This window comes from Aeromonas sp. 603607 (genome assembly GCF_049171595.1).
Classification (GTDB): domain Bacteria; phylum Pseudomonadota; class Gammaproteobacteria; order Enterobacterales; family Aeromonadaceae; genus Aeromonas; species Aeromonas veronii.
The window spans coordinates 38,753-61,364 of sequence record NZ_JAAKOV010000015.1 but is presented as its reverse complement, the minus strand read 5'-3'; the positions used below and the strand labels follow the sequence as shown (position 1 = coordinate 61,364).

Below are 22,612 nucleotides of genomic sequence, written 5' to 3'. Positions count from 1 at the left end.
TGTCCGATTTTTGATGTTTATAGTCCTTCTTATTGTAATCAGACAGTCGGCGTCTCTCTAGAATGGCGACCTCTTGTGAAGGAGGTTTGTCATGAACAACAAGTTGCCACCGCTCTGGCTGGTGGTGGGATTGATGATGTTTCCCCAGATTGTGGAGACCATCTACAGCCCGGTCCTGACCCACATCGCTACCCAGTTTCAGGTGAGCGAAGGGCTGGCATCCCAGACCCTGTCGGTCTATTTTCTGGCGTTTGCGGTGGGCGTGGTCTGCTGGGGGCGGCTTTGCGATCTGATCGGGCGGCGTCCCGCCATGCTGGCGGGTCTGCTCACCTATGGCGTCGGCACCCTGCTGGCGCTGCTGGCCAACCAGTTTGAAACCCTGCTGCTGGCCCGGATCATTTCGGCCTTTGGCGCTGCGGTGGGATCTGTGGTGACCCAGACCATGCTGCGCGATAGCTATCAGGGTAGCGATCTGGCGCGGGTCTTCTCGGTGATGGGCATAGCGCTCTCACTCAGCCCGGTGCTGGGGCTGCTCAGTGGCGGGCAGCTGGCGAGCGGGTTCGGCTATCTCGGAGTGTTCAGCGGTCTGCTGGTACTGGCGGTAGGTTTGCTGCTGGTGACCTGCTGGCAGTTGCCGGAAACCCGTCCGGCCACCACCCGGCAAGTCGAACTCTGGCTGCTGGCGTGCCGGATGATGAAGGATGGCGGACTCTGGCGCAGTGCCATGCTGGTCGCCCTGTTCAACACCATGCTGTTTGGTTACTACAGTCTGGCCCCGTTCCTGTTTGCTGGGTTGGGGTTGAGCACCGGCGAGTTTGGCTATTCGGGGATCTTGCTGGCGCTGGCGACTCTGCTCGGCAGCTTGCTCAACAAGCATCTGCTGGGGAGGGGGTGGCTGCCGTCATCTCTGGTCAGGTTGGCTTGCGCTCTGGCGCTGGTTACCGGGCTGCTGGTATGGGCGACTCAGGCCAGCCTCTGGTTCCTGTTGCCCATGATGGGTGTCGTCGTCGCTTTCGGGCTGGCTATTCCCAATGTGCTGAGTCAGGCGCTGCTGGCCTATTGCGAGGTGGCGGGTAGTGCAGGCGCCCTGTTCGGGCTTGGTTACTACCTGCTGCTCAGTCTGGGATTGGCGGTGGCGGCCGGATTGCAGGATCTCGGCCTGTTGCTGAGTGGCTGTGGCTTGCTGGCACTGCTTTGCTGCGGGCGTCGTTCCACGTGAAACGTCAGTTGCCGATAAAACGGTAGCCGATACCGGATTCGGTCTCGATAAGCGTCGGTTGCTGGGGGTTATCCCCCAGCTTTTTGCGCAGACTGGCGATGACGATGCGCAGGTAGTGGGTATCCTCCTTGTGGCTCGGCCCCCAGATGTCGTTGAGCAGCTGGGTCTGCATCACCAGCTTGCCGGGGTGGCACACCAGCGCCTGCAATAGGGCGAACTCCTTACGGGAGAGAGGGATCTCCTCCTCCTTCATGGTCACCTTGTGGCTGCTGACATCAAGCGTCAGGCCGCATTGGGGGAAGTGGCGCCGCTCGCCGCTGCTGACGCCAGCCCGCTGGCGCAACAGCACGCGAATGCGAGCCATCATCTCGCCGATGCCGAACGGCTTGCTCATGTAGTCGTTGGCACCGGCATCCAGCAAGCGCACCTTCTCCTGCTCCGAATCGCGGGCCGACAACACCAGCACCGGATTGGGGTGGTGCTCGCGAATGGCCTGCAACACCTGAATGCCATCGCCATCCGGCAGACCGAGATCGAGGATCACCAGATCGGGGTTGAGGTGGCGATACTGCTCCAGCCCTTCATTGACCCCCACCGCTTCGCTCACCTGATGCCCCTCGGCAATCAGGCTGATCCGCAGAAAGCGACGGATCGCCGCTTCATCATCTATGACCAGAATGTGCGCCATCAAACCTCCGGTGAATTGAGTGCGAGCGGCAGGGAGATGCGCATGCAGGTGCCGTTGCCATTGGGGCCGGAGAAGGCCCAAATCTTGCCGCCGTGGGCCTCTATCATAGCGCGGGAAATGGCGAGGCCAAGCCCGGTGCCGCGGCTGCCGCAATCGCCAACCGGCTGGGTGTAGAAGAGGTTGAAGATCTTCTCCCGATCCGATTCGGCGATACCGACCCCGATATCGATGATGTCGATGATGAGGTCGGGTTCGGCCACCATCACCTTGAACTCGATGGGGGTGCCAGCCGGCGAGTAGCGAGAGGCGTTGTCGAGAATGTTGACCAGCACCTGCTCGATCAGGGCGCCGTGCACATAAAGCTGGGGCACATGCTGATCGAAATGGACCAGCAGCTTGTGCTGGCGCCAGGAGGAGTCGAGCCGCTTGCGGGCGCTCTCCACCAGATCCGCCAGATCGACCCAGTCCCGTTTCAGCTGGAAGTCGGGGGAGCCGATGCGGGTCATATCCAGCAGATTCTGCACATAGCTGTGGAGGCGGCGCGCCTCCTCCTGCACCGAGTGGAGCAGTTCGTCGCGGTCTTCGGCGGGGATCCGGTCACCATATTCCAGCAGGGTGCTGCCGGCACCCATGATGGTGGCCAGCGGCGTCTTCAAGTCGTGGGAGACCGAGGAGAGCAGGGCGGCCCGCATCCGGTCTGTTTCCGCCTGCAGCTGGCTGTCGGCCAGCCGCTCGTTGAGGTCGATCCGCGCCAGCGCGGCGCGAATGTCGGTGAGCAGCGCCTGCAGCTGATGTTCGGCAGAGGAGGAGAGCGGATTGGCCAGCGTTATACCGATCACCAGGTCATCGCTGAGGTGGTGATACTGCGCCTCGGCGGCATTGAGGGTGGCGGTGTGGGCACCGGCGCTCTGCTTCTGGGCCAGACACCAGTCGATGGCCGCCTTGTCGGTCTGCCCGGGCCTGTGCTTCTCGTTGCCGAGCCGATCGTTGAACTCCTTGTCGATCACCACGGTCGGCTGGCCGAGCGCCAGCGAAATGGCCTGGGCACCTTGTCTCAAAACCTCCTCCGGGCTGCTGGCAGTGGCCAGCCCCTGACTGAGGGAGAGCAGGGCATTGCCCAGCTGCTGGGTCTCTCGCAGACCGATCAACTGCTGGCGCTGACGGGAGGCGAGCCGCCCCGCCGTCATGCCGACGATAAGCAGCACAAACAGGGTGAGCAGATCGCTGTGGTTGGCGACGCTCAGGGAGAAGTAGGGGGCGGTGAAGAGCAGATTGTGGGCGATAAAGCCCAGCACCGCCGCCAGCGTGGCGGGTACCAGGCTGGTGGTGAGGGCCGTCGCCAGCACCCCCAGCACGAAGATGAGCGGCAACGCTGCGGGTGGTAGCCAGTAGGAGAGCCCCCAGGCGGCAGCCGAGGTGATCCCCATGATGGTCACCGCCAGCAGGCTGTGGTGAATATCCTTCGGGGTCGGGACGCGCATCCCCACTTCGGGCTTCTGCTTCTCGGTATCGACCAGCGTGATTTCGAGCCCCTGCGCCTGCTTGAGCAGGTGCTGCACCAGCGAGCGGCGCCATGGCGCCTTGTGAGGTTTGCCGAGCAGCAGCTGGGAGACCTGTTGCTGTTCGGCGGTCTCCAGCAGGGTGTTGGCGACCGCCGGACTGGAGAGCGTCAGCACCTTGGCTCCGAGGTGAGAGGCGAGCGCCAGCGCCTGCTCCACATCGGCAGAGCGGCGGCCATTGCTGTCGACATGCACCACCAGCCACGGGAGCTGGCGGCGCTGGGCAAAGCGGTGGCCGTAGCGCACCAGCGCCGAGCCGTGCAGGTCGCCGAGGCAAACCATCAGCTTGCCCCGCAGCGGCAAGGTGCTCTTGCCTGCTGCCTGCCACTGTAGTTGCAGATCGCCCTCCACATGGCTGGCGGCGGTCTGCATCGCCAGCTCCCGCAATGCGGTGAGGTTGTTGAGGGAGAAGAAGGATTGCAGCGCCGCCTTGGCCTGATGGGGCACATAGACCTTGCCCTCCTTGAGGCGGCCGAGCAGCTCCTTGGGGGGGAGGTCGATCAGCACCAGACTGTCGGCCTCCAGCAGCACCTGATCGGGCAGGGTCTCTTTCACCCTGACCCCGGTGAGCTGCCACACCAGATCGTTGAGGCTCTCCAGATGCTGCACGTTGAGGGTGGTGTAGACGTCGATCCCGGCGTTGAGCAGCTCCTCCACATCCTGCCAGCGCTTCTCGTGGCGGCTGCCGGGGGCGTTGCTGTGGGCCAGCTCGTCCACCACGGCGATGGCCGGTTTGCGGGCGAGCAGGCCGTCGAGATCCATCTCCTCCAGTCGCTGCTGGCGGTGCATGTGGATCTTGCGCGGCATGATGGCGAGCTTGTCGAGCAGAGCCAGGGTCTCCTGCCGGCCGTGGGTCTCCACCACGCCGATCAGGATGTCGACCCCCTCCTTGGCCTGTTCCCGCACCGCCTGCAGCATGGCGTAGGTCTTGCCCACGCCGGGAGCGGCCCCGAGAAACACCTTCAGCTTGCCCTTGTGCTCCTGTTCCAGGCTCGCCAGCAGGGCGTCGGCCCTTACCTCATCACGCATCCCCATGCTCCTGCATCAGACTCGTCAGCAGGGCATCAGCGCTTGCTACATCAGCCATTGTTATCCCTATCGAGCCAACCGCCCGTTGCGAAAATCGAGGTCATCACCAAACCAGAATGGGCGCCATCAGGCGCCCTTTTTATGATCCAGTTGCAGATTCAGCTGGAGAATGTTGACCACCTGCGGGCCAAGGATACCAGCTTGTGTGGCCGACTTGATCTGCTCCGTCAGTTGGGCGGGATCCAGTCCACGTTCTTTGGCGACGCGGTTGACCTGAGCCAGCACCGCATCCAGCGGCAGGTGGGGATCGAGGCCGGAGGCGGAGCGGGTCAGCATGGCGGGGGAGCTGGTTCCCGGCTGTGCCTTGGCTGCCTGTTCGGCAAACTCTGCCCGCAGTGGCGAGCTCATCCCCAGATTGCTGGCGCTGCCGCCAATGGTGTTGAAATCGCTGGCGGAGGGACGGGGATGGAAGTAGTCAGCTCGCTCGAATTTCTGCCCCAGCAGGGCGCTACCGATGAGTTGCTGTTTACTGTCGGTCAGCTGGCTGCCGTTGGCCTGCCAGGGGAACAGCAGTTGGGCCAGCCCGGTCACCGCCAGCGGATAACCCACGCCCAGCAGCAGGGTCAGGGTCAACAGGGTTCTGATTGCTATCATGATTCTCTTGCTCCAAAAGGATGGTTGGGGATGCGGGTCTGACCCGCATCCCGGTTATGTCGTTACACCAGACCCAGGCCGGTAATGACCAGATCGATCAGCTTGATGCCGATAAACGGCACCAGCAGGCCGCCGACACCGTAGATCAGCAGGTTGCGGCGCAGCAGGCTGGCGGCCGAGCCTTTCAGGTCGACACCACGCAGTGCCAGCGGCACCAGCGCCACAATGATCAGGGCGTTGAAGATGATGGCCGACAGGATGGCGCTCTGCGGGCTGCCCAGCTGCATCAGGTTCAGTGCCCCCAGTTGCGGGTAGGCGGCGATGAACAGGGCTGGCAGGATGGCAAAGTACTTGGCCACGTCGTTGGCGATGGAGAAGGTGGTCAGGGCGCCACGGGTCACCAGCAGCTGTTTGCCGACCAGCACCACATCCAGCAGCTTGGTGGGGTTGGAGTCGAGATCCACCAGATTGCCCGCCTCCTTGGCGGCCTGGGTACCCTCGTTCATGGCCAGACCCACATCAGCCTGTGCCAGTGCCGGTGCATCGTTGGCACCGTCGCCGCACATGGCGACCAGACGACCATCGGCCTGCTCCTGCCGGATATAGGCGAGCTTCTTCTCCGGCGTCGCTTCGGCGATGAAGTCATCCACCCCGGCTTCGGCGGCGATGGCTGCGGCGGTTTTCGGGTTGTCGCCGGTGATCATCACGGTACGGATCCCCATATGGCGCAGGATCTGGAAGCGAGCCTTGATACCGGGCTTGATGATGTCCTTGAGGTAGACCACCCCCAGCAGTTTCTCCTGAGTACAGACCAGCAGCGGAGTCCCACCCTGACGGGCGATGCTGTCGACTGACTTGAGCACCAGCTCAGGTACCGCCTTGCGGTCGAGGCTGAGGTAGTTCAGCACGGCATCTACCGCACCCTTGCGATATTGATGACCGTTGCGATCCAGTCCGCTCAGCCGGGTTTCGGCGCTGAAGGGGATCACCTTGTCGCTCTCCAGCTGACTCGGCTTGGCCATGCTCTTGCTGGCCAGAGTCAGGATGGATTTGCCCTCCGGGGTGTTGTCACCCAGCGAGGCCAGCATGGCCGCTTGTGCCAGCAGGGCGGGGTCGACGCCGGGGGCCGGGATCAACTCGTCGGCCATCCGGTTGCCGAAGGTGATGGTGCCGGTCTTGTCCAACAGCAGGGTGCGCACGTCACCGGCCGCTTCCACGGCACGGCCAGACTTGGCGATGACGTTCAGCTTCACCAGTCGATCCATACCGGCAATGCCGATGGCGGAGAGCAGGCCGCCGATGGTGGTCGGGATCAGGGTGATGAAGAGAGCGATCAGGTAGAGACGCGGTACCTGGGTGCCGTTGTAGTCGAGGAACCAGGGCAGGGTGGCGACCACCAGCAGGAAGATCAGGGTCAGACCCACCAACAGGGCATCGAGTGCCATCTCGTTGGGGGTCTTCTGGCGCTTGGCCCCTTCCACCAGTGCGATCATCCGATCCAGCGTGCTCTCGCCCGGATTGTTGCTGACGCGCACCCAGATCTCGTCGGAAACCACAGTTGTGTTGCCGGTCACGCCGCTGCGGTCGGTACCCGACTCGCGGATGACGGGGGCGGATTCACCGGTGATGGCCGCCTCGTTGACCGAGGCGATGCCGGCGATCACTTCGCCGTCGGCCGGGATCATCTCGCCGCTGCGTACCAGCACCAGGTCCCCCTTCATCAGGCTGGTGGCGGGTACCCACTTGCCCTGACCATCTTTGGCATTCGCCACACGACGGGCCTTGAGCTGGCTCATGCCCGCCTTCAGGCTGTCGGCTCGCGCCTTGCCGCGCCCCTCGGCCAGGGTTTCCGCGAAGTTGGCAAACCAGAGGGTGAGCCAGAGCCAGGCGGTCAGCTGCCAGGCCAGCGAGGGGGCGACGCCGGAGAAAGGTTGCCCCAGCAGGGACTCCACGGTCGCCATGACTGCGGCCAGCCAGAGGGTGAACAGGATGGGGCTGCCAAACAGCGCCTTGGGATTGAAGCGATAGAGGGCCTCAACCATTGCCTGGATGATCTGTGATTTCTGTTTTTTGCCCTTCACCAACATGGTGTCGGTGCTCATTGCAGTGGACTTGCTCATTGGAAAGCTCCCAGCATCAGATAGTTGGCCATTGGCATCCGGATGGTGATCGACAGGGTCAGGTTCATCAGAGTGCCCCTCCGATCAGGCTCAGATGTTCGGCCACCGGGCCCAGTGCCAGCACCGGCAGGAAGGAGAGACCACCTATCAGCAGGACGGTGATGATCAGCAGGGTAACGAACAGCGGACCGCTGATGGGGAAGTCCCCTTCGCTCGTCTCCTGACGGGGCGCGCGGGCCAGCTGACCGGCTATGGCCAGTACCGGAATGATGTAGCCGAAGCGACCGAGCAGCATGGCCAGACCGATGGCGATGCACTGCCAGTTGTCACCGGCGGCAAAACCGGCGAAGGCGGAGCCGTTGTTGCCGGCAGCTGAGGCGTAGGCATAGATGAGGCGTGACAGACCGTGCGGGCCATCATGGCCGATGATGGTGCTGGCATCTGGCATCAACAGGGTGACACCACCGATCACCAAAACCCCCACCGGCATCACCAGCATGCTGGCGACCACCCACTTCATCTCGGTGATGCCGAGCCGTTTGCCCAGATAGGTCGGGGTGCGTCCCACCATCAGGCCGCACAGGAATACGGTCAGCAGCACGAACAGCATCATGCCGTAGATACCGGAGCCGACCCCGCCGAAGATGACCTCACCCAGCAGCATGTTGATCATGCCCACCATGCCGCCGAGCGGAGTAAAGCTGTCGTGCATGGCGTTGACGGCACCGTTGGAGGCGGCAGTGGTCGCCACTTCCCAGATGCTGGAGAGCACAGGGCCGAAGCGGCTCTCCTTGCCTTCCCAGTTGCCAGTCATGTTGCTGGCGTCAGTGGTGAGTTGGGCGAGGGCGGGATCCGGTTTCAGCTCCTGGGAGAGGGAGACGAAGAGCCCCAGCACCAGCATGAGGGTCATGGCACCGAGAATGGCGCGGCTGTGGGCCATGTCCTTCACATAGCGGCCCAGAGTAAAGACCATGGCGGCAGCGATGGTGAGCAGGGCGACCATCTCCAGCCAGTTGGAGAGGGCTGTCGGGTTCTCGAACGGATGTGCCGAGTTGATGCCGAAGAAGCCACCGCCGTTGGAGCCCAGCTGCTTGATGGCAATTTGCGAAGCTGCCGGGCCGAGCGGCAGCAGCTGCTCCTGACCCTCCACACCGTGGAACGGCAGATAGGCGGAGAGGCTTTGCGGCACCCCTTGCCACACCAGCACCAGCGCCATGATCAGCGCGATGGGCAGCAGCACATAGAGGCAGAAACGCACCAGGTCCTGCCAGAAGTTGCCAAGGTTGATGGTCTGCTGACGGGCGATACCGCGGAACAGGGCAATGGCGACGGCAGCGCCCGTCCCTGCGGAGACGAAGTTCTGGGTGGTCAGGCCTACCATCTGGCTGAAGTAGGAGAGGCTGGCCTCACCGGAATAGGCTTGCCAGTTGGTGTTGGTCATAAAGCTGACCGCGGTGTTGAATGCCAGTTGCCAGCTCAGACCCGGCAGCTGTTGCGGGTTGAGGGGCAGCAACCCCTGCGCCATCAGGATCAGGAACAGCAGACCGAAACCGGCGCCGTTGAAGGCCAGCAGGCTGAGGGCGTAGGACTTCCAGTCCTGCTCTCGTCCATCGGTGCCACAGCAAGCCAGCGTGGCGCGCTCGACCGGTGCCAGCCAGCGGATTTTGCCTTCAAATACCCGGTAGATGTAGTTACCCAGCAGCGGTGCCGGCAGCAGAACCAGCAGCACGAAGGCCACCGGATAGATTATTTCTTGCCACATGTTCTAGTTCCTCACTCGTGGTCACGGTGCGTCAGGGCACGCATTGGATTGCTCACGAGGCTCGGCAGTTTGCTGGCCACCGGGTAGATAATTTCTTGCTGCATATAGGTAGTCCCTCACTCGTGACTGCGCGTGAGTGCGCGCATCAGATAGGCCATCAAGGCGAGGACGAGCAGCAGATATAGCCAATTCATATCGACTCCATTGAGATAATTAGCTGCGAGAGCCGATGTAAGACCATATCGACTCTGTTGGTGTCATTGACGCTGAAAAGGGTATGTAAAACAGGCGTAAAGGCGCCATAAAGCGCCATGTGGCAGGCGTAAAATCGGCGTAAAGAACGGCGGATTTGCGAGAGAAATAGCGAGGAGGGATCAAAAAACCCGGCCTGAGCCGGGTTTGGGAGAAGGGGTTAGATGGTTGTCGAAGCTGGCTCCTCGTGAAAGGTCAACTTCATCTGCCCTTAGCGCATAGTGACGAACTCTTCTGCACTGGTCGGATGGATCGCCACGCAGTTGTCGAAATCAGCCTTGGTGGCGCCCATCTTCATGGCGACGCCGAAGCCTTGCAGGATCTCGTCCATCGCAAAGCCGATACCATGCAGACCGACCACCTTCTCTTCCGGGCCGACACAGACCAGCTTCATCCGGGTGGGCTGGCGATGCTGGGTTAGTGCCGAGTACATGGCGGTGAACTGGCTGCGGTAGACCTTCACCTGGTCCTCGCCGTATTCGGCGATGGCTTCCGGTTCGGTCAGGCCTATGGTGCCGATGGGCGGGTGGCTGAACACCACGGTCGGCACCAGATCGTAGTTGAGGTGCTCGTTCGGCTTGTTGTTGAACAGCCGTTCGGAGAGGCGACGGCCCGCGGCGACAGCCACCGGGGTGAGTTGGATGCGCCCCGTGTTGTCACCCACTGCATAGATGTTGGCGACGGAGGTGTTCTGGAACTTGTCGGTCGGGATAAAGCCCTTCTCGTCCAGCGTGATGCCAGCGGCAGCCAGGTTGAGGTTGTCGGTAGCCGGTACCCGGCCGATGGCCCAGATCAGGCAGTCAACGGTGAGGTGGCGACCATCTTCCAGTTGCAGGGTAAGGCTGTTGTCAGCGTTCTTGAGCACGGCTTTGGGAATGGCGTGGGTGTGCAGCTTGGGCCCTTCCTGCGCCATGATTTCGACCAGAGTCTCGTGGATCATGGGGTCGAAGTTGCGCAGCGGCGCGTGCTTGCGCACCACCAGATGGGTCTCTGAGCCGAGTGCCTGCATCACGCCAGCGATCTCGACTGCGATGTAGCCAGCACCCACCACGGCAACCCGCTTGGGCTGGCTTTGCAGGTCAAAGAAACCGTCGGAGTCGATACCCAGCTCGGCACCCGGGATGGCCGGAATTTCCGGGCGGCCACCGGTGGCGATCAGGATGTGATCGGCCGTGTAGTGCTCGCCATTGACCTCGATGGTGTTGCTGCTGACGAAGCGGGCGAAGCCCTTGATGACGGTGATCTGGTTCTTGCCCAGCACGTTTTGATAGGACTGGTGAATGCGGCCGATGTAGGCCTGGCGGGACTCGACCAGCTTGGCCCAGTTGAAGTGGTTGAGGGTGGTGTCAAAGCCGTAGTCGGCGCCATATTTCAGGGCATCGGCGATCTGGCCGGCATACCACATGGCCTTCTTCGGTACGCAGCCTACGTTGACGCAGGTTCCACCCAACTCTTTGGCTTCAATCAGGGCAACTTTCTTACCGTACATGGCAGCCCGGTTGGCAGACGCAATACCGCCGCTGCCGCCGCCGATGGCGATATAGTCAAAATGCTGTGCCATTGCGAGGTTCTCCGCTCATTAAGAATGCAATCACAGCATGATGGGGATAAAGCGGCTGGCTCACAAGAGCCAGCGCTCAGTTATGTTGGATCGGCAGGCGAATATGGAACTGGGCGCCCTGGCCCGGTTCGCTGGCACAGCTGATACGGCCTTTCAGCAGTTGCACCACCAGGTTGTAGATAATGTGGGTGCCCAGACCGCTGCCACCCTGACCCCGCTTGGAGGTGACGAAGGGATCGAAGATGCGCGGCAAGATTTCGGGCGGGATGCCGCGGCCGTTGTCCGAATAGTCGATAAACAGCTCCTCTCCCTGCTGTTCCACCTTGATGGTGATCTTCTTCGGTTTGTCCCAGCTGTCGAACCCGTGGTTGATGGAGTTGAGGATCAGGTTCGAGTAGATCTGGGTAAAGCTGCCCGGGAAGGAGAAGATTGACAGCTTGGGATCGCACTGGATATCCACTTCGCACTGGCTCTTCTTCAGTTTGTGGCCAAGCGAGACCACCACCTGATGGAGGTTGTCGGCGAGGCTGAAGTTGTAGCGTGCTTCCGATGACTGGTCGACAGCTACCTGCTTGAAGCTGGCAATCAGCTCAGAGGCGCGGCGCAGGTTGCTCTGCAGCAGCTGCATCGACTCGTCGAGGTTGACGGTGAACTCGTTGAGATAGGAACGCGACAGCTGTTTTGACTCTATATGAGATTTGAAATCGGCAACCCGTTCCTGCAGGTAGGAGGAGGCGGTCACACTGATGCCGATTGGGGTATTGATCTCATGTGCCACCCCGGCCACCAGCGAGCCGAGGGAGGCCATCTTCTCCGACTCCACCAGGGTTTGCTGGGCCTGTTTCAGGTCGTCGTACGCCTTGCCCAGCTGGTTGTTGGCTTCACTCAGGCTGCGGGTACGTTCCACCACTTTTCCTTCCAGCTGCTCATTGAGTTGGATAATCTCCCGCTCGACCTTTTTCAGTTGGGTGATGTCGTAGCCGAACCCGATCTGGTACTTGAGGTTCGGCCCTTCATAGAAGGGTACGAAGGTCCACTGCAGCACCAGCTCGTGGGCCTGCTGGTCATGCATGATGACCTCTTTGTCTGCCAGTGACCCCTCTTCGTTCAGGATATTGTTCAGCTCTTCCCGCTGGGTCGGGCTGACGAAGAGATCCAGCCAGTTGTGCTGGAGCAGCTCCTGTTGGTGATAACCGGTCAGCAGGATGGCTGCCGGATTGATGCTGGCGATGGTGAGATCCGGCTCCATACAGCAGATGACCATGTTGGCCGAGTTGATCAGGGTGGCGGAGAAATCCCGCTCCTGTTGCAGTTGTTCCACCGCCTGATGACGAGCGACCAGCTCGTCACGCAGTCGGGTGCGCATCTGGTTGAGGGTGGAGACCAGGGTATCCAGTTCGTCGGGTTTCTTGCGTGGTTGCGGACGCCCCTCCAGCACCAGCTCCATGTCGAGCCGATCGAGGTTGAACTTCTGGGCGTAGTTGGCGATGCGGTTGATGTGTCTGACCACCAGATAGTAAATGATGATCAGGATACAAAATGAGACCACCAGGGTCTTGATGGTCTGGCTGACCATGATCAGCACTGACTTCTCAATCAGACGCTGGTAAATCTGCTCCAGCGACGCGGCGACAAACAGCTTGCCGACAATTTCCCCCTGATAGGTGAGATTGAACTCCTGGGAGATGTCATAGCTTTCCCGTTCCACTCCCTGGGTCAACAGTGGCACTTCGGAGTTGCCGAGCATCTCCTTGACCATCACAAACTGCATGTTGGGCAGGTTCATGATCCCTTCGATCTGCACCTTGACCTGCTCCTCATCGAGGTTCCACAAGCTGGCGGCAATAGGTTGCAAAAAGGAGGCTTCGATCTGGCCGATGCTGTCTTCGATGACGGCGACATCCTTGCGGTAATCCCAGGCGAGTTGCAGCACCGTAATGATCATCGCCAATACGGTACTACACACCAGAATATAGGAGAGCAGGCGGTATGAGAGTCCGTTGCGGCCTACGGCCTCGGCGGTCTTGGAGATGAGTCCTGACATGGCGTCCTTGCGGTCTGGATGTGGTGTTTTTTAGTTTAACTGCTTCATGGACTTATGTCGTCTTTCCTGCGAACCATAAAAAAGGCCCCGTATCGGGGCCTTGGTAAGTGATTGATGATCAGTGTCCGCCGTTTGCCTTGGGCGGAATGGTTTCATCGAATACCGGCAAGGGTTTGTGCTCGGAAGCCAAATAGGTGTAGATCACCGGCAGTACGAACAGGGTGAACAGGGTACCGATGGCAAGGCCTGCCACGATGACGATACCGATGCTGAACCGTTGTGCTGCACCGGCGCCTGCGGCGTAGAGCAGCGGGATCAGACCGGCAATCATGGCGGCGGTGGTCATCAGGATCGGACGCAGACGCACCTTGGCGGCTTGCATCACGGCTTCCATCCGGTTCATGCCGCGCAGCAGCTGCTCTTCCTTCGCTACTTCACAGATCAGGATGCCGTGCTTGGTAATCAGACCCACCAGGGTGATGAGGCCCACCTGGGAGTAGATGTTCATGGTCGCCAGTCCCCAAGCCAAGGCAATCAAGGCCCCGCTGATGGCGAGCGGTACAGAGACCATGATGACCAGCGGGTCACGCACCGACTCGAACTGGATTGCCAGCACCAGGAAGATGATGGCCAGTGCCAGCGCGAAGGTGGCATAGAGCGCATTGCCTTCGGTGACGAACTGACGGGCTTCACCCATGAAGTCGTAACGATAGCCTTGCGGCAGCTTCTCGTCAGCGGTGGTCTGGAACCAGTTGATCGCATCACCCATGGCCACGCCCGGAGCCGGAACAGCGCCTATGGTGGCGGAGTTCAGCTGGTTGAAGTGGGGCAGGGCACGGGGCTCGCCAACCACTTCAATGCTGATCAGACTGCCGAGCGGGATCGACTTGCCATCTGCGGCCCGCACGTAGTAGCCCTTGATGGACTCCGGATTGAGACGGTATTTGCGCTCGACCTGCGGGATCACCTCGTAGGAGCGGCCATCCAGGTCGATACGGTTGACGTAACCGTCCGCCATCATGGTGCCCATGGTGATACCGATATCCTGCATGGTGATGCCGTAGGCACCCGCCTTGTCCTTGTCGATGCGGATCTTCATGGTGGCGGAGTCGTAGTTCAGATCGAGATCCGAATAGACGAACTGACCGTTACTCTGCGCCGCGGCCAGAATTTCACCGGCCACCAGGAACAGGCTTTCGAAGCTGTTCGGGGTGGTGATGACGAACTGGATCGGCAGACCACTCGATGCTCCCGGCAGTTCCGGGAACTGGAAGGTAGTGATGGCCATACCCGGGATGTCTTTCACCAGATTGGCGACCCGATCCAGCACCTCTTTCTGGCTCGCTTCACGTTGGCTCCAGGGCACCATGGAGGCGATACCGAACGCCTGGTTGGCGTTGAACACCCCTGAGAAGACCTGGGAGAAGGCGATCTCGGGCTGCTCGTCCAGGATCTTGTTCACATCCGCCATGGTGTTTTCGATGTAGTCCAGGTTGGCGTTGGACGGTGCGGTACCCAGCACGGCCATTACCCCCTTGTCCTCTGACGGTGCCAGTTCGCTCGGGATGAACTTGAACAGCAACGGCAGGCTGGCGAAGACGATGACGGCGAACACCACGATGACGGGGCGCTTTTTCATCACGGCGTGCAGCATGCTGTCGTAGCGATCGGTCATCCGTTCCAGCAGGTGGTGGACCGTGCTCTCGAATTTGCCCGGCTGCTCGTTGGCCTTGAGCATCTTGGAACACATCATCGGTGACAGGGTCAGGGCGATGATGCCCGAGACGAACACGGCGCCAGCCAGGGTCAGGGCAAACTCCTTGAACAGGGAGCCGGTGATGCCCCCCATCAGGGCGATAGGCGCGTATACCGCAGCCAGGGTAACCGTCATGGCGATGACCGGCACCGCAATTTCACGGGTACCGATAATGGCGGCCCGGAACGGCTCTTCACCTTCTTTGATATGGCGGTCAACGTTCTCCAGCACCACGATGGCGTCATCCACCACCAGACCGATCGCCAGCACCATCGCCAGCAGGGTCATCAGGTTTATCGAGAAGCCGAACATATCCATCATCATCACCACGCCGATAAGACTGAGCGGAATGGTGATGATCGGGATGATGACCGCGCGGAACGAGCCGAGGAACAGGGTGATGACCACCAGAACGATGGCGGCTGCCTCCAGGATGGTCTTGATAACCTCGTGGATGGACTCGTTGATCGCCACGGTGGAGTCATACATCACGTTGAGACGCATGGTGCTCGGCATATTGCGCTCAAGGCTCGGCAGCAGTGCCAGCACATCGCGGGCGATGTTGATGGGGTTGGCTGTCGGGGCGGCGTTGACCGCCATGACCACGGCTTCGCGACCATTGGCGCTGGCACGATAGACATCGTGACTCTTCTCGAGGGTTACCTTGGCGATGTCCGCCAGACGGATCACCTTGCCGTCGCGGGTAGCCACCACCAGTCGCTTCAGCTCGTCGACATCCTTGACCTGGGTCTCGGCATTGCCATTGAACAGGGTGAAGTAACCGGTCGCCTGACCTGTCGCGGACTGATAGTTGTTGCTGTTGAGCACCGTCATCACGTCGCTGGCAGTCAGGTTGAAGGCCGCCATCTTGGCCGGATCCAGCCATACCCGCAGGGCAAACTCGACACCGCCGTAGAGGTCAACCTTGGAGACCCCGCCGACAGTAAAGAGCTGCGGCTTGATAACCCGCTCCAGATAGTCGGTGATCTGGCTGGAGTTGAGCTCCGGGCTGGTAAAGCCGAGGTAGAGCACCGCCGTGGTTGAACCGGTGGAGGAGGTGACCGAGGGGTCTTCCGCCTCTTTCGGCAACTGAGAGCGCACCGAGTTCACCTTCGCCAGTATGTCGGACAGCGCGGCGTTGGGGTCGGTATTGAGCTTCATGTATGCAGTGATGGTGGAGCTACCCAGCTGGCTGGAGGAGGTCATGAAGTCGATGTTGTCGGCTTGCGCGACCGCCTGTTCCAGCGGCTGGGTGATGAACCCCTGGATCAGATCAGAACTGGCGCCATAGTAGCCAGTGCTGACGGTGATCACCGTGTTGGTCACCTCGGGGTATTCCCGTACCTGCATCTTGAAGATGGCCTGAAAGCCCAGCAAGGCGATCAGGAAGCTGAGCGAGATCGCCAGCACAGGCCGTTTTATAAATATGTCAGTAAATCGCATCGCAGATCTCCGCGCTTACAGCATCGGGGTTTGTGCCGGAACGGCCAGGGCATCGTTCTCGACCACATGCACCTTGGTGTCGTTGCTCAGGCGAACCTGACCCGACAGTACGATCTGGTCACCGGCCTGGATGCCAGAGAGCACATGCACATCGTTGCCACGGCGCTCACCTGCCTTGACGACTACCTGCTTGGCTCGCAGCACTTTCACCTTGTTACCCTCTTTGTCTGTCTCTTCGCCCTCTTTGAGCACGTAGACATTCTGGCCGTAAAGGGTGAAGGAGATAGCGCTCTGCGGGATCACGATCTGATCTTTCACCGTCGGCAGAATGATGCTGGCGCGGGCGAACATACCGGAACGCAGCTGACCGTCGTTGTTCGGAATGTCTGCCTGTACCTGGATCAGGCCGCTCTGGAAGTTGACCGCAGGCTCGATGGCGGTGATATGACCGTCAAACTGGGTTTGCGGATAGGCATCCACATTGATCTTGATGGTCTGGCCCAGCTTGATTTTGGAGATATCGGTCTGGGGCACGGTGAAGCGCAGGCGCATCACGCTGGTATCTTCCAGGCGCACGATATCTGTGCCCGGCTGCAGATACTGACCGAGGAACACATTGCGCAGGCCGACCACGCCGCTAAAGGGCGCACGGACTTCACGACGGGCAATGGTCGCCTTCAGACTCTCGATATCTGCTTCCAGTGAGCGATAGGCCGCTTCCGCCTCATCCAGCTGCTCTTTGGAGATGGAGCTGGTCTTGTAGAGGTTCTGGAAACGATCGAACTTGGCTTTTGCCGCCGGCAGCTTGGCCTGGGAGGCGCGCAGATTAGCCCGCTCTACGGTGGAGTCCAGGCTCAGCAGCAGCTGGTCTGCCTTGACCGGTTTGCCTGACTCGAAGGTGATGGCGTCAATGGTACCTGCCAGTTCGGTGGAGAGGGTCACCCCCTGATTCGGCTCGATGAAGCCGATCGCTTCGATGGTCGGTACCCAATCCTGCGCCTTGGTCACCATGGCGGTGACGGGGAACTCGGGTTCCGGCCGGTTGGCCATGTATTGGGCAATCATCTTCTGTTTGAACAAATTGAAGCCGATGACGCTGCCAAACAAGGCGATCGCTATCAGCAACATAATGGCCATCCACTTTTTCATGAACAGGCTCCTGAGGTGGAAAGATTGGGGGATAAAATGGCATTCCAGCTGGCCCGGATCGCGGTTTCCAACTGCGATTCGGTCAGCGTGATGTTGTGCACCCTGCACTGCAGGGCCAGATGCATGACACTGTCCAGACTCAACACCTGGAGTGCCCGTATCGGTAAATCAATAAACAATCCTTGTTCAACGCCCTGTTCAAAAAATCGGTCCAGAGGCTCCCAGGCAGCCAGAATGACAGGATTGGTCTCCAATTCTGCCCCTAGCGGAGAGCTCTCGTACTGCAATTTGCACCGGATAGCGTTGGGTTCGTTAACAAAAATGGCATGAATATTGAGCCATAATTGGCGAAATTGTTGAAATGAAACTTTATCGATTGCTACATCGGCCATGACCATGGGCACACACTGCAAGATAGTGTGCTGGTGCAGTTGCCGGATCAGATCATCTTTGTCGCCGAAGTAGCGATAGATGGTGCCGGTGGCAACATTGGCCTTCTTGGCGACTTCCGCAATCGACAGACCATGAAAACCCCGTTCACCCAGTACCTCATGGGCCGCGTTGAAGATGCTCTCTTTTTTATCCAGAATCATCAGTGTGACTTTCGATTGAATGAACGTTCATTCATTCTAGATGGGCATCAAATCAAGTCAAGGCAGCAAGGCGATTTGCGACTGCGATCTGCCCCTTTTCGGCTGGCAGCAGGGGAATAGTGGAAGAAAAGTGCGCAATGTGCTTGAAAAAACAACGAACAGTGCTGCGGTGACAGAAAAGTGTAGACAAACCCGCAACCATCATTAATAATGCGCCCCGTTCGACAGCGTAGCGCCCGTAGCTCAGCTGGATAGAGCGCTGCCCTCCGGAGGCAGAGGTCACAGGTTCGAATCCTGTCGGGCGCACCATCAAAAGTGCGTCGGTTAAACGGGCGTTGTTGTGGAACGAAAACAGCTGTGGTGGCTGTAGCTCAGTTGGTAGAGTCCCGGATTGTGATTCCGGTTGTCGTGGGTTCGAGCCCCATCAGCCACCCCATTTTACAGCTTGTCAGGTACGCGAAGGTGGCGGAATTGGTAGACGCGCTAGCTTCAGGTGTTAGTGCCCCCCGGGTGTGAGGGTTCGAGTCCCTCTCTTCGCACCATACTTGCTGTATGACGAGGATGACCATCAGGTCGTCTTTGTTTTTTTGAAGTAAACTATTTTGAAAGAAATAGCCTCGGTGATTAGCGCAGTCCGGTAGCGCATCTGGTTTGGGACCAGAGGGTCAAAGGTTCGAATCCTTTATCACCGACCACATTTAGAAAAACCTCGCTTCGGCGGGGTTTTTTGCTTTCTGGCCTCCGCCGTGCCAGTACTCTCTCCCTGTTACGTCTGTTTACACTCTATTTGGGCAGCGCGCCCCACCTTTCGGTTATGCTTCAGCCTCGAGTCACTGACAACCGGATGTCATCGGCCCATTTCAGGCATTTTTCCATGAATAACAAAATTTCCTTTGCTTGCTCTCCCGCCCTGCTGGCTGCCTTGCTGCTGGGTGGCTGTACCATCAAGCCGCCATCCACCGATGTGATGATGGGCTCCATTGCTTCACAACCGCAGGAGGAGCGTTCTCTCTCCCCTTTGCTGACCAGCGGTGATTTTTGCGTTGCGGTGTCCCAACAGAAGGTGTTGGCACAACCTTGCAGCGGAAAAGACGATCAACTGTTCGAGTGGGATCTGGGCGAGTTGCGCCTGCAGGATCTCTGTTTGCAAGCCAAAAGCGACAGCGAAGTGATGCTGGCACCCTGTGACGGTCAGGCGCAGTGGGAGTGGCAGAAAGACAGGCTTTTCAACAGCAAGGTCTCTCGCTGCCTCGATGTGGCCGGGCGACGCCATACCCCCGGCACGCCGCTGCGACTGGCTGAATGCTACGGCGGGGCGAATCAGAGCTTCAGCTGGCAGCGGCCCAATCCCTGGCTGGAAACCCTGAAAAAACAAAGCCTCACATGGTGAGGCTTTGCTGAATCGAATGTCGGTATGAAGAGGCTCAGGCTGCGCTGACGCTCTCCAGCTTGAACAGCTTCTCCAGATAGACGGCGACGCCATCTTCGTCGGAGGTGAGGGTCTGCTCGTACTCCGGCAGCGCCATTTTCAGGCGGTCATGGGCGTTGCCCATCACGATACCGCGTCCCACCATGGTCAACATCTCGAAGTCGTTCATGCCATCGCCGAAGGCGATCGCCTCCGACATATCGAACCCGTTCTGCTCCAGCACGGCTCGCACAGCATTTCCCTTGTGTACCCCGGCATGCATCACTTCGAGGCAGTCCGGCAGGGAGAAGGTGACGTTGAGGTGGTCGCCATAGCGCTGGTTGAGGTGCGCCTCGATCTTCAGCAGCTTTTCGTGGTCGCCGATGTAGAACACCTTGTTGATCTGCTCTTTCGGCTCCTGTTTCAGGTCATCGACCAGACGGTAGGTGAACCCTGACTCATCGTGGAACTGCAGCAACCAGGGCAGCTCCTCTTCCACCACCCAGTCATCACCCTGATAGACATTGAGGTGGATAGAGGGGTCGCGCTCCAGCGCAATCAGTTCGGCGGCGATCTCGGTCGGCAGCGGCTGGTTGAAAATCAGCTGATCCTGTTTGTCATGGACCACGGCGCCATTGGAAGTAATAAGGTAGATGTCCATCCCCAGCGCATCGCGGAAGCTGCGAACGTCAACGTGATGACGGCCGGTGGCGACCACGAATTTCACACCTTGTTCTACCAGGCGGTGCAGGGTATCCCGGGTACGGGGAGAGATCTGGTGCTGCTTGTTGAGCAGAGTGCCATCGAGATCGGATACAACTACCTTGAACATCATTACCTCGGCATCGATTGAAAACAGGGGCAGTTTACCTTAGCCCGCACTGTCACCCCATTTATTTAGGGTTACAAAAAATAGCCAGCTCAGAAGCGGGCGAAAAAGTCGACCATCGCGGTCAGGGCGGGCTGGCGTTTGTCATCGGATTCGATAAACAGTTCGTGCCAGGCTCCCTCGATGCGCAGCGGTTTGCCCCCTTCGCACTTGGCAATGGTGCAGAAGCGATCCTGCGCGGCATTTTCCACCACGCTGTCGTTGCCAGCCTGCAGCACCAGCAGCGGCGTCTTGATGGCGCCCGCATCGGCGATGGCGGCATCGGCACCGGTGATCCCCTGATAAATCCAGTGGGCGGTCGCGCCACCCAGCTTGATTTGCGGGTGCTGCTCGTAGATTTGGCGGAAGGCTTGATAGCGGGGCTGGCTGTGAGTCAGTTCGTTATCGGCAAAGCCGTGATCCTGATAGGCGCCCTGACCGGGGCCGTAGGGAGGCTCGTCAAGCCAGCCGCCGACCGTGCCTATGGTGCTCGCCAATCCCTTGGCCAGCCACTTGGGCAGACCGCCGAGATTGATGCCCAGCATGGGGGAGGAGAGCACGGCCGCCTTGATATCATCGGGCCAGCGCTCGAGATAGCGGGCCGAGATGGCGCCGCCCATGGAGTGGGCCAGCAGGAACAGCTTGGCAGGCTGGTCCGCCATGATTATCTGGTCGTGAAACTGCTTGAGATCGACCACATAATCGTCGAACTGGTCGACATATCCCTTCTGCGGGTCATTTAGCATCCGGCCAGACATCCCCTGACCACGATGGTCGATGAGATAGAGGCTGTAGCCCTGACGCCAGAGATCCCACGCCAGCTCCTGATACTTGAGGTAGCTTTCGACCCGGCCATTGACGATGAGGATGGCGCGATCAACCTTCTCCTGCCGCAGCGCGGCATAGCGGATGGTCACCCCGTCCTTGCCCTTGAACTCTCCTTCCACCGCATGCTGGCGCCAGAAGTCGGGTAGGGTTTGCTGGTAGAGGCTGGGTACATCGGCTTCGCTGGTGAGCTGATAGGTATTGGTCACGGCAAGGGCTCCGGCAGAAAACAGGGTCAGGGCCAACAGGGAAAGAGAGAGGGGGTTCATCAGGCACACTCCTGTTGCCAATGGTGATAAAGGGCGGCGATATCCCCCGAGCAGAGTAGCGCCATGCTGGCTTGCAAGCGGGGCAAGGGCCAGTCCCACCACAGCATCTCTTGCAGCATGAGGATGTGCTCATCGCTGAAGCGACGGCGGATCGGTTGGGCCGGGTTGCCGCCGACTATGGTGTAAGGGGCCACATCTTTGGTCACCACGGCGCGGGTGGCGATGACGGCGCCATCACCTATGGTGATGCCGGGCATGATCATCGCTTCCGAGCCGATCCAGACGTCATTGCCAATCCGGGTGTCTCCCTTGCGCTGAAAGCCGCTGCGGGCCCCTTCGCCAAAGGTGTCGGGGTTGAACGGGAAGGTGGAGACCCAATCCAGCCGGTGGCCCTGATTGCCCGCCAACATGAAGGTGGCGCCCGAGCCGATGGAGCAGAACTTGCCGATGATCAGCCGATCCACCTCGCCCCAGAGGCCGCTCTCCCAGGTGTCGCGGGTCGAGCCATCGCCGAGCAGGTAGCGGACGCAGTGATCCTCGAATGGCTTGCCGTGGTAGTAGCCGGAGTAGTAGCTGTAGTCGCCGGCCTCTATGTTCGGGTTGGTCAGGTGATCCCGGATGATTTGCGATTCCAGCCAGCTGCCAAAAGGGTTCTCCATCACTCCTCCTGTAGGTCGTCCTGCTCGCTCTGCTGCGCCCACCCTTTGCGGGTCAGCTGCATCCGCTGCCACCACTCTTCGTCCGCCAGAATTTCACCGGCCGGGCCGAGCTGGGGGTAGGGCATCTCTTTCTCTTTGCAGAGCTGGGCATAGATAGGATAACCCCCCTCGAACAGGATGCTGTTCTGCTCCTCCAGCGTGAGCGGGCAGCCGCGTTGATAGCAGCCGGCCAGCTCGCGCTGGCGCTGCGCCTCGTAGAGGATGGCGGCGGCAGCCACCGAGACGTTGAGGGACTGCACCATGCCCACCATGGGGATGACGATATGGTGGTCGGCCAGCGCCAGCGCCTCTTCACCGATGCCGTGCTTCTCCTGACCCACCAGAATGGCGGTTGGTTTGGTGTAATCGATGGCGCGAAAATCGACGGAGCTGTCGGAGAGGTGGGTTGCCAGGATCTGCATGCCTGAAGCTTTCAGCTCGGCAACGGCTGTGCCGATATCCGGGTGCAGTTTTACATCCACCCAGTTCTGGCTGCCTCGGGCGGTGCCCTTGCGCTTGTGGATCCAGGTTTTGGGCCAGACGGCGTGTACCCGGTGGATGCCGATGGCATCGGCGGTACGCACGATGGCAGCCAGATTGTGAGGTTTGTGTACCTCTTCCATACAGACGGTCAAATCGAGCTGACGCTGGGCCAGCATGTCGGTGATGCGCTTGAAGCGTTCGGGGGTCATGGCTTGTCTCTATAAAAGCAGCA

General features: G+C 60.0%; 16 protein-coding genes and 4 tRNA genes. 6 read left to right on the top strand and 14 right to left on the bottom strand.

All coding sequences use genetic code 11. The annotated features are described in order from the left end of the window. Positions 1-91 precede the first annotated feature (91 nt). Positions 92-1,219: a multidrug effflux MFS transporter gene (locus tag G5315_RS14790; protein ID WP_421333280.1), complete on the top strand. Its 1,128-nt coding sequence runs from the start codon at positions 92-94 to the stop codon at positions 1,217-1,219. Between the two features lie 4 nt (positions 1,220-1,223). Here the strand turns inward: G5315_RS14790 and G5315_RS14785 are convergent, their stop codons facing one another. The 10 genes from G5315_RS14785 to G5315_RS14740 form a co-directional block, all read right to left on the bottom strand. After that, positions 1,224-1,907: a response regulator gene (locus G5315_RS14785; RefSeq protein ID WP_047439862.1), complete on the bottom strand. Its 684-nt coding sequence runs from the start codon at positions 1,905-1,907 to the stop codon at positions 1,224-1,226. Next, entirely contained in the window at positions 1,907-4,495 is a 2,589-nt protein-coding gene (locus tag G5315_RS14780) for a sensor histidine kinase (protein WP_005355773.1), read from the bottom strand. Before G5315_RS14780 ends, G5315_RS14785 begins: the two co-directional genes overlap by 1 nt. Positions 4,496-4,621: 126 nt before the next feature. Continuing rightward, entirely contained in the window at positions 4,622-5,149 is a 528-nt protein-coding gene (locus tag G5315_RS14775; RefSeq protein ID WP_421333279.1) for a potassium-transporting ATPase subunit C, read from the bottom strand. Positions 5,150-5,211: 62 nt separating this feature from the next. Next, positions 5,212-7,269, bottom strand: a complete 2,058-nt coding sequence (kdpB, locus tag G5315_RS14770; protein WP_421333278.1) for a potassium-transporting ATPase subunit KdpB — start codon at positions 7,267-7,269, stop codon at positions 5,212-5,214. Positions 7,270-7,336: 67 nt separating this feature from the next. After that, positions 7,337-9,031, bottom strand: coding sequence for a potassium-transporting ATPase subunit KdpA (kdpA, locus tag G5315_RS14765; protein ID WP_100652169.1), 1,695 nt, complete (start codon positions 9,029-9,031; stop codon positions 7,337-7,339). Positions 9,032-9,494: 463 nt separating this feature from the next. Further along, entirely contained in the window at positions 9,495-10,844 is a 1,350-nt protein-coding gene (gene gorA / locus G5315_RS14760; RefSeq protein WP_213388107.1) for a glutathione-disulfide reductase, read from the bottom strand. Between the two features lie 76 nt (positions 10,845-10,920). Next, the gene (locus tag G5315_RS14755; protein WP_421172830.1) at positions 10,921-12,888 is read right to left on the bottom strand and encodes an ATP-binding protein; all 1,968 of its coding nucleotides are present in this window, start codon (positions 12,886-12,888) and stop codon (positions 10,921-10,923) included. Positions 12,889-13,006: 118 nt separating this feature from the next. Next, a complete protein-coding gene (locus tag G5315_RS14750; protein ID WP_040069574.1) occupies positions 13,007-16,087 on the bottom strand; it encodes a multidrug efflux RND transporter permease subunit in 3,081 nt (1,026 codons plus the stop codon). A 15-nt stretch (positions 16,088-16,102) separates the two neighbouring features. Then, positions 16,103-17,236, bottom strand: a complete 1,134-nt coding sequence (locus tag G5315_RS14745) for an efflux RND transporter periplasmic adaptor subunit (RefSeq protein WP_005339268.1) — start codon at positions 17,234-17,236, stop codon at positions 16,103-16,105. Further along, positions 17,233-17,829 (bottom strand): TetR/AcrR family transcriptional regulator, encoded by a 597-nt coding sequence (locus G5315_RS14740; RefSeq protein WP_005339267.1) that lies wholly within the window; start codon positions 17,827-17,829, stop codon positions 17,233-17,235. The genes G5315_RS14745 and G5315_RS14740 overlap by 4 nt, the downstream gene beginning before the upstream one ends. 232 nt (positions 17,830-18,061) lie before the next feature. Between G5315_RS14740 and G5315_RS14735 the strand changes: the two genes are divergently transcribed. The 5 genes from G5315_RS14735 to G5315_RS14715 all read left to right on the top strand — a co-directional run bounded on the left by G5315_RS14735 (position 18,062) and on the right by G5315_RS14715 (position 19,219). Continuing rightward, positions 18,062-18,138, top strand: a tRNA-Arg gene (locus G5315_RS14735). A gap of 51 nt (positions 18,139-18,189) precedes the next feature. Next, positions 18,190-18,265, top strand: a tRNA-His gene (locus G5315_RS14730). 20 nt (positions 18,266-18,285) lie between these two features. Next, positions 18,286-18,371: transfer RNA gene (locus G5315_RS14725), tRNA-Leu, on the top strand. 76 nt (positions 18,372-18,447) lie between these two features. Beyond that, positions 18,448-18,524: transfer RNA gene (locus tag G5315_RS14720), tRNA-Pro, on the top strand. 179 nt (positions 18,525-18,703) lie between these two features. Beyond that, a complete protein-coding gene (locus G5315_RS14715; protein WP_421273625.1) occupies positions 18,704-19,219 on the top strand; it encodes a ricin-type beta-trefoil lectin domain protein in 516 nt (171 codons plus the stop codon). A gap of 34 nt (positions 19,220-19,253) precedes the next feature. Here the strand turns inward: G5315_RS14715 and G5315_RS14710 are convergent, their stop codons facing one another. The 4 genes from G5315_RS14710 to trmH form a co-directional block, all read right to left on the bottom strand. Then, the gene (locus tag G5315_RS14710) at positions 19,254-20,069 is read right to left on the bottom strand and encodes a Cof-type HAD-IIB family hydrolase (protein ID WP_421333293.1); all 816 of its coding nucleotides are present in this window, start codon (positions 20,067-20,069) and stop codon (positions 19,254-19,256) included. Between the two features lie 89 nt (positions 20,070-20,158). After that, positions 20,159-21,199, bottom strand: coding sequence for an alpha/beta fold hydrolase (locus tag G5315_RS14705; RefSeq protein WP_421333277.1), 1,041 nt, complete (start codon positions 21,197-21,199; stop codon positions 20,159-20,161). Next, entirely contained in the window at positions 21,199-21,858 is a 660-nt protein-coding gene (locus G5315_RS14700; RefSeq protein WP_421333276.1) for a CatB-related O-acetyltransferase, read from the bottom strand. The genes G5315_RS14705 and G5315_RS14700 overlap by 1 nt, the downstream gene beginning before the upstream one ends. Beyond that, positions 21,858-22,589 (bottom strand): tRNA (guanosine(18)-2'-O)-methyltransferase TrmH, encoded by a 732-nt coding sequence (gene trmH / locus G5315_RS14695; RefSeq protein ID WP_005355744.1) that lies wholly within the window; start codon positions 22,587-22,589, stop codon positions 21,858-21,860. Before trmH ends, G5315_RS14700 begins: the two co-directional genes overlap by 1 nt. Positions 22,590-22,612: the final 23 nt, after the last annotated feature.

Coding starts and splice junctions, on each gene's coding strand:
- G5315_RS14790 (WP_421333280.1), top strand. CDS start 92: ATGAACAACAAGTTGCCACCGCTCTGGCTGGTGGTGGGATTGATGATG.
- G5315_RS14785 (WP_047439862.1), bottom strand. CDS start 1,907: ATGGCGCACATTCTGGTCATAGATGATGAAGCGGCGATCCGTCGCTTT.
- G5315_RS14780 (WP_005355773.1), bottom strand. CDS start 4,495: ATGCGTGATGAGGTAAGGGCCGACGCCCTGCTGGCGAGCCTGGAACAG.
- G5315_RS14775 (WP_421333279.1), bottom strand. CDS start 5,149: ATGATAGCAATCAGAACCCTGTTGACCCTGACCCTGCTGCTGGGCGTG.
- kdpB (WP_421333278.1), bottom strand. CDS start 7,269: ATGAGCAAGTCCACTGCAATGAGCACCGACACCATGTTGGTGAAGGGC.
- kdpA (WP_100652169.1), bottom strand. CDS start 9,031: ATGTGGCAAGAAATAATCTATCCGGTGGCCTTCGTGCTGCTGGTTCTG.
- gorA (WP_213388107.1), bottom strand. CDS start 10,844: ATGGCACAGCATTTTGACTATATCGCCATCGGCGGCGGCAGCGGCGGT.
- G5315_RS14755 (WP_421172830.1), bottom strand. CDS start 12,888: ATGTCAGGACTCATCTCCAAGACCGCCGAGGCCGTAGGCCGCAACGGA.
- G5315_RS14750 (WP_040069574.1), bottom strand. CDS start 16,087: ATGCGATTTACTGACATATTTATAAAACGGCCTGTGCTGGCGATCTCG.
- G5315_RS14745 (WP_005339268.1), bottom strand. CDS start 17,236: ATGAAAAAGTGGATGGCCATTATGTTGCTGATAGCGATCGCCTTGTTT.
- G5315_RS14740 (WP_005339267.1), bottom strand. CDS start 17,829: ATGATTCTGGATAAAAAAGAGAGCATCTTCAACGCGGCCCATGAGGTA.
- G5315_RS14715 (WP_421273625.1), top strand. CDS start 18,704: ATGAATAACAAAATTTCCTTTGCTTGCTCTCCCGCCCTGCTGGCTGCC.
- G5315_RS14710 (WP_421333293.1), bottom strand. CDS start 20,069: ATGTTCAAGGTAGTTGTATCCGATCTCGATGGCACTCTGCTCAACAAG.
- G5315_RS14705 (WP_421333277.1), bottom strand. CDS start 21,199: ATGAACCCCCTCTCTCTTTCCCTGTTGGCCCTGACCCTGTTTTCTGCC.
- G5315_RS14700 (WP_421333276.1), bottom strand. CDS start 21,858: ATGGAGAACCCTTTTGGCAGCTGGCTGGAATCGCAAATCATCCGGGAT.
- trmH (WP_005355744.1), bottom strand. CDS start 22,589: ATGACCCCCGAACGCTTCAAGCGCATCACCGACATGCTGGCCCAGCGT.